Raw genomic sequence first — 16,385 nt, forward strand, 5'->3', positions numbered from 1 at the left:
AGCCCCATCTGCTCCGCCAGCAATTCCAGGCAGATCGCCACTTCGCCCACGCGAATCTCGGGGATCCATTCCTGCGCCACGTCCGCCGTGCGCGGCTGCGCTATATGCGAAAGGAACTCGGCGTACTCGCGCAGTTTCTGCAGCCGGAGCTGGCTGTCCTCCGGCAGAAAATAACCCATCGTGTCCCGATCATCCGCATCGAACGTCGACATGGCCGCCTCCTGATTCCATCGCAGTGTCCGTCCACGGCATGACGCCGGACGGGAAGTCGGGAGGTTCGAAACCGCTAACAGACGGCGGGCTTATTTCCCTTGCGGGTGTTGTATTAGCCGCCCTCCCGACGCAGGAATTACGTCGGCTTGCACCTGCAAACAGGTACAAAAAACCCACCAGTTTGTCGGAGGTGGGTACCGCTGTTAGGGGAGTTTCGACGCTCCTTGAAATCGAGTCTGCTATCGCAGGTCGGTGGTGTCAACCGCCGCGCGCGATCGACGCAACGGGTACTGACCTACTTACTGCTTACAACACCGACGGTACGGTGTCGCAAGTGGCTAGCTATGGACGTCCATCCACCGACTGGCAGCGCGCCGCCATCATGACGGTCAACTATCAGGACTGACCTTATCCCCGTATTTGTAGTGGCCTAAGTTACAGATAAGGTCAAAAAGTTTTCTGTCTTGACAGTGTGAAATTAATGGGATCAGCATTAGGCGCTCCAAGTCGACTGCCTTTGCGGCTCAGATGAGAGATCACCGTTTAGCCCGAGCAATCTGAGGAACGGACCGTGCGCCCAAGTAATGATCGCGATTCTCGATTTCGCACTCTGTCGAAGATCGGCCTGCTTTGCATGGCCCTTGCTCTAGGATGCTGGAGTATGGATATCGACTTTGGGCTCAAGCCCGTACCACTCCACTTTTTGCGCGGCGCACTTCTCGGCTTCGGCTTTGCCGCTCAAATGCCCGTCTTGTGGCGGCTTCGTCAGCGATCGTAATGCCCATGGGGGATGGTGTTGTAGGAAAAGTGCTACGGCTCAGAGTCAGCGGAAAACGGGACGGGGTAGTTAAGTTCGGAAAAGGGGAAGGAGATAGTTAATTAGTGGCGCAGACCGCAACCTCTCAGGTCGCCATCGCCACCGCCCCCAACATTCAGAGCTGCAGGTTCACTTAACGTCCTCCCGCTTTGAGTAGCAGTCTGCTTTAGAATCCGGCTGTTACTGCCACAAGGTGAATTACGGCCCGTTTCTATAATTGAATTGCGGACCAGTGTTCATGGTGAGAAATACTTGAAAAGCGTGGGTGTTCATGGTGCCCAGAGCGGGGATCGAACCCGCAAGACCGTGAGGTCGAGGGATTTTAAGTCCCTTGCGTCTACCAGTTTCGCCATCTGGGCGGATGTGTGCGAGGCGCTGCGCCGGAGGCCGCAGGCGGTGCGAATCGTAACACGCGTGAAGCGATTAGCCGCGCGTTACTCGATCAATACAAACCCTCAGAGCAGGCTTTTGAAGATATGGATGCCGGCGGTGTATTCGCCGATGATGGTGCCGAGGCTGACCAGAAAGAAATTCAGCAGGGTGCGGGCTACACGGTTTTTCCACCAGCCGCTCCAGTGGCCGATATCGTCGCGCAAGGTGTCGAAGTCGATCACGCGCGGGCGGCGTACCCAGGCCTCGGCCATGGCGCTGATACCGCCGGAAGGGATGCCGGGCCGAAACGGTTTGATCGGCCCGGCGATGAACGCGGCGAGGATGCTCAGCGGGTGACCACCGGCGATCAAGGCACCGAGCGCGGAGAAACCTGCGGTGTAGAGCACCCAGTCACGCAGTGCCTGCGCGCCCAGAGCGGTGTTGCGATGGAACGCATAGCCAATCGCGGCGAACACGGCCAACACCAGAATCAAGGCCACCCATTTCGGCCAGCGTGCCTTCGGTGGCGTGCTGGCGAGATTGGCGACGATGGTCGCGGGGTCGTCCTGCTGCTCGCGTAGCAATCCGGTCAAACCTTTGAGATGGCCTGCGCCGATGACGACCAGTACGCGACGTGGTTCTGCGGTGGCCGTGCGCGCAGCTTCTTCGCGCAGTCGTGCAGCCATGAAGGCATCGCGTTCGCCGATCAGGCTTTGATAAAGCGGCTTGGATTCGCTGGCGAATTCACTGAAGGCACTTTCCAGCAGGTCGCCCTGTTTCAGCTTTTCGATTTCTTCCTGCTCGATCGCCTCGCGCTCGAACACGCTGGCGAGCAGGCCGCCGAGCAAGCCGAAGCGTTGCCAGAAACCAACGCTGTGCCACGCGCGTTTCAGCGTGGTGCCGACTTCGCGATCGACCAGCCACAGCGGCAGTGCACGTTTATCGGCGCCGTCCATCGCGGCCTTCATTTCGGCGCCTGGCTGGATGCCGGACTGGTCGGCCAGACGCTTCTGGAAGGTGGACAGCACCAGGCTGGCGGCGACCATGCCGGCCTTGCCCTGGCGGATCACCTTGAACAGGTCCATCTGCTTGAACGCTTCCGGATCGCGCATGCTTTGCGCGCGGCTGTCGCATAGTTCGATGGCGACGGCGTCGAAGTGCTCGTTTGCCAGCAGCGCATCGACGGCGTCCACACTGACTTTTGATACGTGCGCGGTGCCCAGCACCACGTATTCCACACCGTCGCGCTGCACGCGTTCGATCGGCTGGCCTTGCAGCGCTGGCAATAGAGCGCTGCCGGTTTCGGGAGAGCTGGTTTCGGGAAAACTCATGCGATCAGCGTGCCAGTCGTGGGATTAGGGCAGTCATGGGGATGACGGCGGCAGGGAACAAGCGACGCTGGTGCGTCGCTTCAGTCACGGAAGCGCTTGAGCAGATCGTCATACGCATCGATACGGCGGTCGCGCAGGAACGGCCAGATGCGCCGCACGTGCTCGCTGCGGGCCAGGTCGATATCGGCGATCAGCAGCACGCGACCTTCGGTTTCGGCCTGTGCCAGGAACTCGCCCTGCGGGCCGGCGACAAAGCTGCTGCCCCAGAAGGTGATGCCGGCACCCACGCCCGAGGGGTCGGATTCGTGGCCGGTGCGATTGCACGCCAGCAGCGGCAGGCCATTGGCAACGGCGTGACCACGCTGCACGGTGATCCACGCGTCGCGCTGGCGATCCTTTTCGGCTTGGTCATCGTTGGGATCCCAGCCTATTGCCGTGGGATACAGCAGCAGGTCCGCACCGGCCAGCGCCATCAGGCGCGCGGCTTCGGGATACCACTGATCCCAGCACACCAGCACACCGAGCCGACCGACCGAGGTATTGATCGGCTCGAAGCCGAGATCGCCGGGCGTGAAATAGAATTTTTCGTAGAAGGCCGGATCGTCCGGAATATGCATCTTGCGGTACTTGCCTGCGATCGCCGCCGAGCGATCGAACACCACGGCCGTGTTGTGATACAGGCCGGTGGCGCGTCTCTCGAACAGCGAAGCTACGATCACCAGCTTCAGTTCCGCCGCCAGCTGACCGATCCGCTCGGTGCCGGGGCCGGGAATGCTCTCCGCCTGGTCGAATTCCTCCACCGATTCGCGCTGGCAGAAATACGGCCCGTTGTGCAGCTCCTGCAGCAACACCAGTTCGACGCCTACTGTCGCCGCCTCGCGCAGACCTGCTTCGATCGCATCGAGATTCGCATCGCGGCTGCCGCGATGGGTTTCCTGCAGCAGGGCGACCTTCAGGGTCTTGCGGGTCATGGGCTCAATCCTCGGGCTACAGCTTTTTGAGTGGCTAGCCGTCAAGTTTAGCCGATGCGGAAAATCCCAGGACCTGTTCACATTCTGCCTGCGGACTACGTGGAGAGCGTGAACAGGCTCTCAGGCCAAGCCGGAAGGCAACTGCATGGTGATGCAGTGCAGGCTGCCGTTCTGCCAGATCAGCGGGCGGCAGGGCACCTGCACGATCTCGCGACCGGGATGGGCTGAGCCGACGATGCGGGCGGCTTCATCATCGGCCGGATCGCCGTAGGCCGGTACCAGCACGGCACCGTTGACGATCAGGTAGTTGGCGTACGAGGCAGCGAGCCGGCGGCCTTCATCAAGAATCGGTTGCGCCCACGGCAGCGGATAGAGCTGATACGGACGACCATCGCTGGTGCGCAAGGCGGCCAGTTCGTCGGCCATGCGTTGAAGTTCGTCGTGATGAGGATCGCTGGCATCGTTGCAGGCCTGGAACACGATGCGCGCGCCTGGCGCGAAGCGGGCCAAGGTGTCGATGTGCGCGTCGGTGTCATCGCCTTCGAGGTAGCCGTAATCTAGCCATAGCACGCGCTCGGCGTGCAGGCCGTCGCTCAATATCGCGCTCATTTCCTCGCGCGACTGCTCGGGGTGGCGCTGCACCAGGCAGCGCCAGGTAGTGAGCACGGTACCTTCGCCATCGCTCTCGATCGCACCGCCTTCCAGCGCCCAGTCGATACGTCGATGCGTTGCTTTGCCAAACACGCCGGCCTCGACCAGCCCGGCGACGAGGGCGTCGTCCTGCGTCGAACTGAACTTGCCACCCCAGCCGGTAAAGCGGAAATCGGTGAGCTGATAGCTGTCGTCGCACGCACTCAGGGTGATCGGGCCGGAATCACGCAGCCAGGTGTCGTCGTAAGGCAGTTCGACAAAGCGCACAGGCTTCAGGTCAACGCCATGCTCGCGCAGCAGTGTTTCGACATGCGCGTGCAGGTCCGCATCGGGCACCACGATGATCAGCGGCTGGAAGCGGGTGACGGCTGCCGCCAGCGCGGTATAGGTCGTTTCAACGCTGTCCAGGCGTTCGGCCCAATCAGTGCCAGCGTGTGGCCAGGCGATCAGCACCGCGGACTGCGGCTCCCATTCCGCCGGCAGGCGCAAGGTGTGGTCGGTCATGCGAAGAGTTCTCAAGCGTAGATGGAGAGCAATAGCTTTCCATTGTACGACGGGGGTTTTACAGCCACATACATACGCGGCCTGTGTCGCCACAGGCCGCGTTCCTGGAGGGCCCAATCAATTGACGCTGTTCAGTTGACGGCAGCGGGGTTGGTGTTATTGCCCGCCGGCGTGTTCAGCACCGAGTGGATGACGTGGCTGCGCTCGAAATACACGATGAAGTTGGCGTAGTCCCAACGGTTGATCACCGGATGCTTGCTGCTATCACCGCCGCGTGGCGACAGCTTGCTCTGCGGCGCGCCGTAGGCCTTTTCAACCTGCGCCATGCTCATGCCGCGGCTAGGCAGGTTCATGCCGTTTTCCTGCTGCACGCGATGCACCAGCAGGTTGTCGCCGTGCGTCTGCGTCTGTGGAGCAGCGCTGACACCTGACGAGGCAGCGAAACTGCCGATAGCTGCCAGCACGACGATGACCGGCAAACGGCGGATGAACTTGACCATGGCTCCCCCTATCCCTAACTAAGGCTGTGTACGCACAAGATTTTATGCACGCAAGACTCTATGAAACCAAGACTCTATGAAACATGTTGTAGCAAAACCCGTGATGCCGCGCTACATAGTGGCGAGCACAGTATCGACGACGCCACTTGTGGCAAACATATTTGTAAGTTACGCCATGTCGATGTGGTGCGATTGCGACCGGATCGGCATTCCCTCTCACCTCGGCGCAGCACTCCGATTGGGCGAGAATACCTTGATCCCCGCTATCATGGGCGGCTGCGGGTCACAGCCTGCCCGATTCGGACACCAGCGACACCATGATTGCTTTTCGACACTTTGCCTTGCGCCGCGGCAGCCGTTTGCTGCTTTCCGATATCGATCTGGTGATCCAGACCGGCTGGCGCCTGGGCGTGATCGGCCGCAATGGCTGCGGCAAATCCAGCCTGTTCGCGGCTTTGCAGGGCAAGCTGGACGGCGATGCCGGCCAGTTGGATATCCCGGCCAAGCTGCGGCTGGCCTCGGTGGCGCAGGAAACCCCGGCGCTGCCCGACGCCGCCATCGACTATGTATTGGGCGGCGATGAAGAGCTTGCTGCCGTGCTGCAGGAAGAGAGTGACGCCGCCGAAAGCGGCGATACCGAGGCGATGGCGCGTGCGCATCAGCGTATCGAGGAACTGCATGGTTATGACGGCCGCGCTCGTGCCGGCAAGCTGTTGCACGGCCTGGGCTTTCCGCCGGAAACCCATGAGCGCGCGGTGCAGGAGTTCTCGGGTGGCTGGCGCGTGCGGCTCAATCTGGCGCGGGCACTGATGGCGCCGTCGGAGCTGCTGCTGCTCGACGAGCCCACCAACCATCTCGATCTGGATGCAGTGCTGTGGCTGGAGGAGTGGCTGCGCCGCTATCAGGGTACCTTGCTGATCATTTCGCACGATCGTGAATTTCTCGATGGCGTGATTACCCACACCATGCATCTGCATGACGGTAAGGCAAAGATGTACACCGGCAACTACAGCGCCTTCGAGCGTCTGCGTGCCGAGCAGTTGCGCCAGCAGCAGATCACCCACGAGCGCGAGCAGGCCGAGCGCGCGCACCTGCAATCCTTTGTCGATCGCTTCAAGGCCAAGGCCAGCAAGGCCAAGCAGGCGCAGTCGCGCATGAAACGGTTGGAGAAACTGGCGGGTACCGAGGCAGTACGTGCGGATCGCTCTTTCCATTTTCAGTTCGCCAAACCGGATCGTTTGCCGGACTCGATGCTGCAACTTGAAGAGATCGTCACCGGTTATGCCGACGAGAAGGGCGGCCCGGACAACATCATCCTGGACAACGTGCGCTTTAGCCTGGAAGCGGGTGACCGCATCGGTCTGCTCGGTCCGAACGGTGCGGGTAAATCGACCCTGGTGAAGACGTTGGTCGGCGAACTCGATCCGTTCAGCGGCGAGCGTAAGGCGCACAAGGACCTGAAGATCGGCTACTTCGCCCAGCACACCGTCGAGAGCCTGCGCGAAGGCGCCAGTCCGCTGGAACATCTGATGGACAAGGCGCCGGGCGTGGCGACCCAGGTGATGCGCGATTTCCTCGGCACCTGGAATTTTGCGGGTGATCGCGCGTTCGAGTCGGTGGACGGTTTCTCCGGTGGCGAGCGTGCGCGTTTAGCGCTCGCCCTGATCGCGTGGGACAAGCCCAATCTGCTGCTGCTCGACGAACCGACCAACCATCTCGATCTGGACATGCGCGAGGCACTGGCCGACGCGTTGTCCGACTTCGACGGCGCGCTGGTGCTGGTGTCGCACGATCGCCATTTGCTTGGTCTGGTCTGTGACAGCTTCTGGCGCGTAGCTGACGGTGTGGTGGAAGGCTTCGACGGCGACCTGGACGATTATGCGAAGTGGCTGCGCTCGCGCGGCTCAGCCAATAAGAAGGCGGCCAAGGCTGGCGCGGCAGCCAAGCCGGAAGCGCCGGTGATCAAGATCGAATCGTCGGAAGAGCGTAAGCGCAATCATGCGGCTCAGCGTGAGAACGAAAAAGTTTCGCGGCAGCGTGTGAAAAAGATCGAATCGCGCACCGCCTCTATCGACGCTGAACTGGCAACGCTGGAAACGACGTTGGCCGATCCGGCCACGTATAACGGCCCGACCGGCGAAATGATGCGTCTGGGCCAGCGACAGACCGAATTGCGCAAGGAAAAGGAAGCGCTGGAAACCGAGTGGCTGGAAATCCACGAGCAGTTGGAAGCTTAAGGTGCGGGCATGACAGCGAAGCCGGAGCCAACGGTACATGTGTGGTTACCGGCGCTGCCGCCGGTTAGCTCTGGCGCTGCGCTGCGTGATTTGCGTGATTTGCTGGTTCGCGCCGATCGACTCACCGATGGACGCGCCGGCTATCTGGCCGGCCTGGGCGATTACTTTGTCGGCGCCGATAGCGCGTTGGCCGCTGCTGCTACAACCCGTGATTACATTGCACACGATACTGGTGCATATACTTGGCTGTCCGCCGATCCGGCCTGGGTACAGCCCGAGATGAATGGCGTAAGGCTGCTTGCCTGTGGGCAGCTACAGCTGACAATGGACGAAGCGCTCGCGTTTGCTGAAGCGCTGCGCCCCGCATTTGATGACGCTGGCATTGAACTGAAAATCACCACGCCCGATCGCTGGCATGTGCGTCTGCCATCGAACACGCCGCTGCCAGATTTTGCCGCGCCAGAGCAGGCGCTGGGCGAAGATCTTTCGCAGCACTTGCCGCAGGGTGTTGAGGGTCGCCGCTGGCGCGTGCTGCTCAACGACATCCAGGTGCTGCTGCATCAGCATCCGTTGAACACCGATCGTCGCGCACGTGGGCTCGCACCAGTGAACAGCATTTGGCTATGGGGCGGTGGCTCTTTGCCATCGCCGCTGGCTAGCGAGTTGAATGGCGTGATCAGCGACGACTTACTGCTCACCGCACTGGCGGCACAAGCCGGCATCAAGGTTCTGGCACGAACACCACAAAACGTCGCTGCCGCATCGAATGGATGGCTGATTGATTTACAGGATTTGCCGATCAGAAAAATCGAGTCGGAGTGGCTGGTTATCCTTCAGCCGCTGCTGCGTCGACAATCGGTGCGATTGCATTTCGCCAGCGCCGAACGTTGGCAGAGCCAGCCATGGCATCGCTGGCGCGTGTGGCGGAGGGCAGGGCGTTGATCGTGCCGCAGCTGCGCCGTCGCACCGCCTTGGGAAAGCCCAGCGGTTGGCCTGATTCAGTGCACGCCGTACTGCAACAGGTTTATGCGGCGCGTGGCGTGCTGACACCGGATCAAGTGGAGCATCGACTGGCGCGCATGTTGTCGCCACAAACATTGGGCGGCATGGCGCAGGCGATCGAGATTCTGCTCGAGGCGATTCGTGACGACTGGACCATCGTGATTGCCGGTGACTACGACTGCGATGGCGCCACTGGTACTGCCGTTGCCGTGCGTGGGCTGCGGCTGCTGGGTGCGAAGCGGGTGAGTTATGCAGTGCCGCATCGTTTCATCCACGGCTACGGGCTCAGTGCGGCGCTGGTCGAATCGATGCAGCCGACACCGCAGCTGATCGTCACCGTCGACAACGGCGTGGCCAGCGTGGCTGGCGTGGCGGCGGCCAGAGCGCGCGGTATCAAGGTCATCATTACCGATCACCATCTACCGGGCGAACACTTGCCTGCCGCAGATGCGATGGTCAATCCGAATCTGGTTTACCTTGAAAAGTGCGGGCATGGAAGCCCACCTTGTGATGTTTGCGCGCACGACGCGTCCTTGAATAAAGCCTTCCCGAGCAAAGCATTGGCTGGCGTGGGTGTGATGTTTTACTTGTTGCTGGCTCTGCGTGCGCGGATGTATCCCAGCGATGGCGCTGATCACCAAAACGGTCAACGCCCCGATCTTTCGGTGCTGCTTGATCTGGTCGCCCTGGGTACGGTGGCTGATCTGGTGCCGCTGGATTTCAACAACCGCGTGCTGATCGAAGCGGGGCTCAAGCGTATTCGCAGCGGTCGTGGCTGTGCCGGCATCATTGCGCTAATCGAGTCGGGCAAGCGCAGCATCGCCACGCTTTGCGCCAGTGATCTGGGTTATGTCGTTGGCCCGCGCTTGAATGCAGCCGGTCGGCTGGAAGATATGCGCCTCGGCATCGAGTGCCTGCTTACCGACGATGTAGGGCAGGCGTATCGTTACGCGGAACAGCTGAGCGCGATCAATATGGAGCGCCGTGACCTGCAGGCATCGATGGTGGCTGAGGCCGAACTGATGGCGGCTGGCGCTGCACATACCGATGCGATCGGCGTAACGTTGTTCGAACCGTCCTGGCATGCTGGTGTGGTGGGGCTGGTGGCTTCCAAACTGAAGGATCGATTGCATCGTCCTGTCATCGCTTTTGCGCCTGCCAGCGAAGACAATACCGATGAGTTGCGTGGCTCGGCGCGCTCGATTTCCGGTTTTCATATCCGCGATGCGCTGGCCGCCATCGATGCACGTCACCCGGGTTTGATCGAACGCTTCGGTGGCCATGCGATGGCGGCGGGCCTGAGTCTCAAAACGAGCGACTACCCGCGTTTTGCTGAGGCGTTCGATGCGATTGCGCGCGAACTGATCGATGCCGATCAGCTGCAGGCCGTGCTGCATACCGACGGCGAACTGCCAGTTGGTGCGGCATCGCTGAACCTGGCCCGGCAGCTGCGGCAGGCCGGTCCCTGGGGCCAGGCGTTTCCCGAGCCACTGTTCGACAACGCCTTCGAATGCCAAAGCTGGAAGCTGATGGGCGAGCGTCATCTGCGCCTGCAGTTGCGCGATCCCCGAGATGGCGCCATGCATGACGCGGTGATGTTCAACGCGTATCACGGCACGCCACCGCCGACGCGGTTACGCGCCGTCTACGAACTCACCATCAACGACTGGCAGGGGCGCGAAACGCCGCGGCTGTTGTTGCGACATATCGAAGCGATCTGATCGAAGTGATTGGATCAGGCTGCGCCGTTCACGCCGATTGATCCCGGCTGCTGATAGATTCGTTGCAGGCATTTATACGAGGAGCACGCGATGATCGAACAAATGCAAGGACTGCCTGCCGGTACGCTGGGCTTTCGCGCCATTGGCCAGGTCACGGCCGCCGACTATGAACGCGTGATTGTTCCTGATGTCGAGGCGGCGTTCGCGTTGAATCGCAAATTGCGGCTGATTTATCACATTGGCGAGGACTTCACTGGTTTCGATCCCGGCGCCATGTGGGACGACGCCAAACTCGGCATGCGTCATCTCAGCGGCTGGGATCGCGTGGCGCTGGTCACTGACGTCCCGTGGTTGCGCATGACGGCGACGGCAATGGGCTTTGCCGTTCCGGCAGAATTCCGGCTGTTCGGCAATGCTCAACTCGCCGAGGCCAGAAGCTGGATCAGCGAGCTGCCACGGGGTGAGTAAGCAGGGCAACAACCCAATCAATGCATCGATGGACTTGCGCCGAAGCGCTGTATCTGTTTTAGTCAGGCTATGACTTCAATGACCGCCAGCTTCTTGACCACCGATGTGCTCCCCGCACAGACGGTTGTGCTTGCGGGCAACAACAATAATCGCGCGAATAATAACGCCAACCGTTGGCGGGCCCTCGCGTAGTTCGGATTCCACGAAAGACACGCGAAGAAGGCCCGCCCAGTGCGGGCCTTCTTCGTTATGGCCATGGATGGCCGGTATGCCGGAAATGCAGGAGCAATTTCCGGCCAGCACATGGATGGCCTTATGCCGAAACGCAGGAATAAATCGCCGGGTATCCCGGTTTGTAATTGGAAAGTCTATTCAGACAAACAAAGGGGAAGTGCGATGTGTTCGATTTTTGGAATGTTTGATCTGCAGCCGGGCGATGATCTGGCACAGTTGCGTCGCCAGGCTTTGGAACTCTCGCAACGGCAGCGCCATCGCGGGCCGGACTGGAGCGGCGTATTTGTCGACGCTGGCGCGATCCTGGTGCACGAGCGCCTCGCCATCGTTGACCCAGCCAGCGGTGCGCAACCGCTGCGCTCGCGCGACGGCGCGCTGGCGCTCGCGGTGAACGGCGAGATCTACAACCACCGCGAACTGCGTGCCGGTAGTGATTACGATTTCACCACCGGTTCCGATTGTGAAGTCATCAACGCGATGTACCGCGATGGTGACGAGGATTTCATCAACAAGCTCAACGGCATCTTCGCGTTCGCGCTATGGGACGGTGAAGCGCAGCGCTACCTGATTGCCCGCGACCCGATCGGTGTGTGCCCGCTGTATTGGGGTCACGATACGCATGGCCGTCTGTGCGTGGCCTCTGAGATGAAATCGCTGGTCGGGCTGTGCGCCGATGTCACAGCGTTTCCGCCCGGCCATATCTACGACAGTGTCAGTGGTGAGCTGCGCCAGTACTACGTCAAACCATGGCGCGACTATGCGCATACACAGGGAGAGTCAGTGGAACCGGCCGATCTGAAGCTCGCTTTTGAGCAGGCTGTACATCGCCAGCTGATGACTGATGTGCCCTATGGCGTGCTGCTATCCGGTGGCCTTGATTCGTCACTGGTCGCTGCGTGCGCGGCCCGTTTTGCCCGTGAGCGCATCGAGGACGAGGATCGCAGCGAGGCTTGGTGGCCGCGGCTGCATTCGTTCGCGATCGGCCTGGACGGCTCACCCGATCTGGCCGCGGCGCAGATCGCCGCCGATGCGTTGGGCACCGTGCATCACGGTTTCGTCTACACCTTCTGGGAAGGGTTGGACGCGTTGCCCGAGGTGATTCGTCATATCGAAACGTATGACGTCACTACCATCCGCGCTGCCACACCGATGTATCTGCTGGCGCGTCGCATCAAGGCGATGGGCGTGAAGATGGTGCTATCGGGCGAGGGCTCGGACGAGCTGTTCGGCGGTTACCTGTATTTCCATAAGGCACCGTCAGCTGAGGCGTTCCACGAGGAGACTGTGCGTAAGATCGACGCGCTGCACAGCTACGACTGCCTGCGTGCCAACAAGGCGATGATGGCCTGGGGTGTCGAGGCACGGGTGCCGTTTCTCGATCTGGAGTTCATCGATGTGGCGATGGGCATGGACGCGAAACACAAGATGGTCGATAAGACCGGCGACGGCAAACGCAAGATAGAGAAATCAGTGCTGCGCGAAGCGTTCGAAGGCGCGCTGCCGGAAAAAATTCTTTGGCGCCAGAAAGAGCAGTTCAGCGATGGCGTCGGCTACGGCTGGATCGACGGGCTAAAGGCTCAGGCCGAGCAGGCCGTCAGTGATCGCGAATTTGCCGCTGCAGCAGCGCGTTATCCATTCAATACGCCAGCGACCAAGGAGGCCTATTACTATCGCCGCATCTTCGAGCAGCACTTTCCTGGTGAAGCCTGCGCGGCCACGGTGCCCGGCGGCAAGTCGATCGCCTGTTCGTCACCGGCCGCGCTGGCATGGGACCCTGCCTTTGCCAATGCCGCCGACCCATCCGGGCGCGCCGTGCGCGGCGTGCACAGCGACGCGCTGGCCTGAGCGTTCTGGAGGAGTGCCGAGGCCTGCCTGAAGGCCTCGGCACTCCTCCGCTTGTTTGAGTGTGTCCGATGCGAGCCAACATCAACGGGGTCTGCGGGCTCGCGAACTCATTGGCCATGACTCACGTCAATGCGCCCGCAATCGTCTAATGACTATCCCGCGGCAGTCCCTTCGTCTGCGCGATCTGCTGATAGTTTTCAGCACCTTCGAGAATGGCTCCGGTTTCCATCTGACCGACGATCTTGCGCTGGATTTCCTGCCACGGCGTTTGGGAGGCAGGGTAGGGATAGCCGCCCGCTTCGGTCAGTGCGCGCCGCCGCTCGGCCAGCTCCTCATCACTGATCAGTACGTTGGCGGTGCCCTTGCCGAGGTCGATGCGGACGCGATCACCGGTGCGGATCAGCGCCAGGCCACCCATCACCGCAGCCTCCGGGCTTGCGTTGAGAATCGACGGCGATCCTGAAGTGCCTGACTGGCGGCCGTCGCCAATACACGGCAGGGCGTGCACACCTTCACGAATGAGATAGTTGGGCGGGCGCATGTTCACCACTTCGGCAGAGCCCGGGTATCCGACCGGTCCCGCTCCGCGCATGAAAAGCAGGGTGTCGGTGGTGATTCCAAGCGCGGGGTCGTCGATGCGGTGGTGGTAATCCTCTGGACCGTCGAATACGACGGCCGGGCCCTCGAAGGCTTCGGGGTCCGCCGGGTTATTGAGATAACGTTCGCGAAATTGCGGGCTGATGACGCTGGTCTTCATGATCGCGCTGTCAAACAGATTGCCGCGCAAGACGATGAAGCCGGCGTTTTCTTTCAGCGGGTCGGCAAACGGGCGGATGACGCGTTCGTCCTCGATCGTCGCGTCGCGGCAATTATCGCCGATCGACTTGCCGTTCGCCGTCATGGCGTCCTCGTGAATCAGACCCTGCTTTAGCAGCTCCGCCACGACCGCCGGTACGCCGCCGGCACGATAGAAGTCCTCACCAAGGTACTCGCCCGACGGCTGCAGATTGACCATCAGCGGCACCTTGTGGCCATACGTCTGCCAGTCGTCGATCGCCAGATCCACGCCGATGTGACGGGCGATTGCCGCCAGATGAATCGGCGCATTGGTCGATCCACCGATAGCGGAATTGACCACAATCGCATTCAGGAATGCCTCGCGGGTAAGGATGTCCGAGGGCTTCAAATCCTCGGCGACCATGGCGACGATACGTTTGCCGGTGTAATAGGCGATTTCCTGTCGGTCGCGGTACGGTGCCGGGATCGCCGCCGAGCCTGGCAGCTGCATGCCGAGCGCTTCGGCCAGGCTGTTCATTGTCGTTGCCGTGCCCATCGTGTTGCAGTAGCCGGTCGACGGAGCGGAGGATGCAACCAGTTTGATGAATCCATCCTCATCGATGGCGCCGGTCGCTAACAGCTCGCGTGCTTTCCAGACAATGGTGCCTGAGCCTGTGCGTTCGCCTTTGTGCCAGCCATTGAGCATGGGCCCGACCGAAAGAGCGATGGCAGGGATATTCACCGTGGCCGCCGCCATGAGGCAGGCTGGCGTGGTCTTGTCGCAGCCGATGGTCAGTACGACGCCATCGATGGGATAGCCGTACAGCACCTCAACCAGGGACAGATAGGCAAGGTTGCGGTCGAGGCCGGCGGTGGGACGCTTGCCGGTTTCCTGGATCGGGTGCACCGGGAATTCCAGCACAATCCCGCCCGCTTCGCGTATCCCTTCGCGCACGCGATCGGCAAGCACCAGATGATGGCGATTGCATGGCGAAAGGTCGCTGCCGGTCTGGGCGATGCCGATGATCGGCTTGCCCGAACGCAGTTCTTCCATCGACAGACCGAAGTTGAGGTATCGCTCCAGATAGAGCGCAGTCATGTCGATATTGTCGGGGTTGTCGAACCAGGCGCGCGAACGAAGCTTGGGTTGGGCGGTATTTGTCATGGGCGGGCTGCAGATCACTCAGGGAAGCGTGGAAAGACGGTAAATCATGACGTGCACGTAGGGCTTGCCGGGATCGACGCGTGCCGACACAAAGCTGGGCTCGTTTGGCGCGTCGGGAAATTTCTGCGGCTCCAGCGCGACGCCGTCACCCATCCGGTAGACATGGCTGTGCTTGCCAATGAACGTGCCGTCGAGAAAGTTGCCGGTATAAAACTGCACGCCGGGCTCGGTACTCAATACCTCCAATACGCGGCCGGAGGCGGGATCTTCCAGCCGCGCGGACAGCTCAGGCGTTTTGGTGACGCCCTTGTCAAGCGCAAAATTATGGTCATAGCCGCGACCGAAAATGATTTGTTCATCGCGACCATCGCGAAGGCCTTCAGCGATGACCCTAGGGGTGCGGAAGTCGAACACCGTACCGGCGACCGGACGCAACTTGCCGGTCGGTATCAGCGTTGTATTGACCGGCGTGATGGCGCTCGCCGGAATGGTGAGGCGCTGATTCATCGCGCCATCCGGAGAGCCCTCGCCGGCAAGATTGAAGATGCCATGGTTCGTCATGTTGACGATGGTCGGCTTATCCGTTTTCGCCTCGAATTTGATGCCGAGGTCGCCCTTCTCGTCGAGCGTATAGGTCACGGTGGCATCGAGATTGCCGGGATAGCCCGAATCGCCATCCGCGCTGCGATGCGCAAGAACGACGCTGGCCACGGGGCCGCTTTTTACCGAAACGATTTTCCATAAGGCTTTATCGAAGCCATTGCCACCGCCGTGCAGGCTGTTGGTCTTGTCGTTGAGCGGCAGCTGGTAGGTCTTGCCGTCCAGCATGAATCGACCACCGGCTATGCGGTTTGCATAACGCCCGACGGTCACACCAAAGAAATTGGGATGATCGACATACGAACTCAGATCGTCGTAGCCGAGGATGACATCGGCTGGCTTGCCATTCCGGTCGGGTGCGACAAGTGACTGCAGGGTGGCGCCGTACGCGAGAATCCTCGCCTTGATGCCGTGGGAATTACTCAGTGTAATAGCGTCAACGCTGGTGCCGTCCTTCAGCTTGCCTGCTGCAGCGCGACTTGCTTCGGCTGCTAAAACGTGTTCATTCGACAGAAACAACGCGGCGAAAACGACTAAAGAGGTGATCTTAAGCTGCATGTTCATATCTACTCCTATCGGTTCGAGAGGCGGCCGTTGACGCACGTTGGTTGCGTCGATAGTCTATTACTCAGACAAGATAAGCGATGATACGCGCTGCAGTAAAGAATTTTCCCCCGTCACCGACATCCACCGAGAGGCGATCTCAATCTCCACGTGCAACGCCCCACCACAGTAAGTAAGGTGCGACGTTGAAAAGCTGTAGGACCCGAGTCTGGACGAACGCATCAGCGTACTGCCGGCTTGCAGCCCGGATCCTAAGAGTTATCCAAAAACTGGCCGTTTGTGCCCAAGATGGCGGCAGGGAGTCCGTACCCGGACAATGCGGATTCATCAACACCACACAGATGAAGATGTCCAGAAATCAACTGAAAGGTAACCTACAGTGAAGGCACGCAAACTACTGATCGGCATCGCAA

At 60.7% G+C, this 16,385-nt stretch carries 11 protein-coding genes, 1 tRNA gene and 1 pseudogene; 5 read left to right on the top strand and 8 right to left on the bottom strand.

Annotated features, from left to right (window positions below):
• The 6 genes and pseudogenes from HDE80_RS16220 to HDE80_RS16245 form a co-directional block, all read right to left on the bottom strand.
• Positions 1-212 (bottom strand): annotated as a pseudogene (locus tag HDE80_RS16220) (hypothetical protein); the annotation flags it as partial.
• A gap of 1,090 nt (positions 213-1,302) precedes the next feature.
• Positions 1,303-1,389: transfer RNA gene (locus tag HDE80_RS16225), tRNA-Leu, on the bottom strand.
• Positions 1,390-1,485: 96 nt separating this feature from the next.
• The gene (locus HDE80_RS16230) at positions 1,486-2,733 is read right to left on the bottom strand and encodes a TraB/GumN family protein (RefSeq protein ID WP_184672643.1); all 1,248 of its coding nucleotides are present in this window, start codon (positions 2,731-2,733) and stop codon (positions 1,486-1,488) included.
• A gap of 80 nt (positions 2,734-2,813) precedes the next feature.
• Entirely contained in the window at positions 2,814-3,704 is an 891-nt protein-coding gene (locus HDE80_RS16235) for a carbon-nitrogen hydrolase (protein ID WP_184672645.1), read from the bottom strand.
• Between the two features lie 120 nt (positions 3,705-3,824).
• Positions 3,825-4,859 (bottom strand): agmatine deiminase family protein, encoded by a 1,035-nt coding sequence (locus HDE80_RS16240; RefSeq protein ID WP_184672646.1) that lies wholly within the window; start codon positions 4,857-4,859, stop codon positions 3,825-3,827.
• 131 nt (positions 4,860-4,990) lie between these two features.
• The gene (locus tag HDE80_RS16245; RefSeq protein WP_184672648.1) at positions 4,991-5,359 is read right to left on the bottom strand and encodes a hypothetical protein; all 369 of its coding nucleotides are present in this window, start codon (positions 5,357-5,359) and stop codon (positions 4,991-4,993) included.
• Between the two features lie 317 nt (positions 5,360-5,676).
• On the opposite strand from HDE80_RS16245, the gene abc-f reads away from it, so the two are divergent.
• From abc-f to asnB, 5 genes are all read left to right on the top strand, one after another.
• Positions 5,677-7,596 (top strand): ribosomal protection-like ABC-F family protein, encoded by a 1,920-nt coding sequence (abc-f, locus tag HDE80_RS16250; protein ID WP_184672650.1) that lies wholly within the window; start codon positions 5,677-5,679, stop codon positions 7,594-7,596.
• Between the two features lie 9 nt (positions 7,597-7,605).
• Positions 7,606-8,538 (top strand): phosphoglycerate mutase, encoded by a 933-nt coding sequence (locus tag HDE80_RS16255; RefSeq protein ID WP_184672651.1) that lies wholly within the window; start codon positions 7,606-7,608, stop codon positions 8,536-8,538.
• Complete coding sequence (recJ, locus tag HDE80_RS16260; protein WP_184672652.1) at positions 8,499-10,319, top strand: single-stranded-DNA-specific exonuclease RecJ; 1,821 nt, start codon at positions 8,499-8,501, stop codon at positions 10,317-10,319. The genes HDE80_RS16255 and recJ overlap by 40 nt, the downstream gene beginning before the upstream one ends.
• Positions 10,320-10,409: 90 nt before the next feature.
• A complete protein-coding gene (locus HDE80_RS16265; protein WP_184604165.1) occupies positions 10,410-10,787 on the top strand; it encodes an STAS/SEC14 domain-containing protein in 378 nt (125 codons plus the stop codon).
• 396 nt (positions 10,788-11,183) lie between these two features.
• The gene (gene asnB, locus HDE80_RS16270; protein ID WP_184672653.1) at positions 11,184-12,866 is read left to right on the top strand and encodes an asparagine synthase B; all 1,683 of its coding nucleotides are present in this window, start codon (positions 11,184-11,186) and stop codon (positions 12,864-12,866) included.
• Between the two features lie 145 nt (positions 12,867-13,011).
• On the opposite strand, the gene HDE80_RS16275 is transcribed toward asnB, so the two are convergent.
• Positions 13,012-14,808 (bottom strand): IlvD/Edd family dehydratase, encoded by a 1,797-nt coding sequence (locus HDE80_RS16275; protein WP_184672654.1) that lies wholly within the window; start codon positions 14,806-14,808, stop codon positions 13,012-13,014.
• Positions 14,809-14,826: 18 nt separating this feature from the next.
• Positions 14,827-15,972, bottom strand: a complete 1,146-nt coding sequence (locus HDE80_RS16280; RefSeq protein WP_184672655.1) for an aldose epimerase family protein — start codon at positions 15,970-15,972, stop codon at positions 14,827-14,829.
• Positions 15,973-16,385 lie beyond the last annotated feature (413 nt).

The sequence above is a fragment of the Rhodanobacter sp. A1T4 genome (assembly GCF_014207185.1).
In the GTDB taxonomy this organism is placed as follows: Bacteria; Pseudomonadota; Gammaproteobacteria; order Xanthomonadales; family Rhodanobacteraceae; genus Rhodanobacter.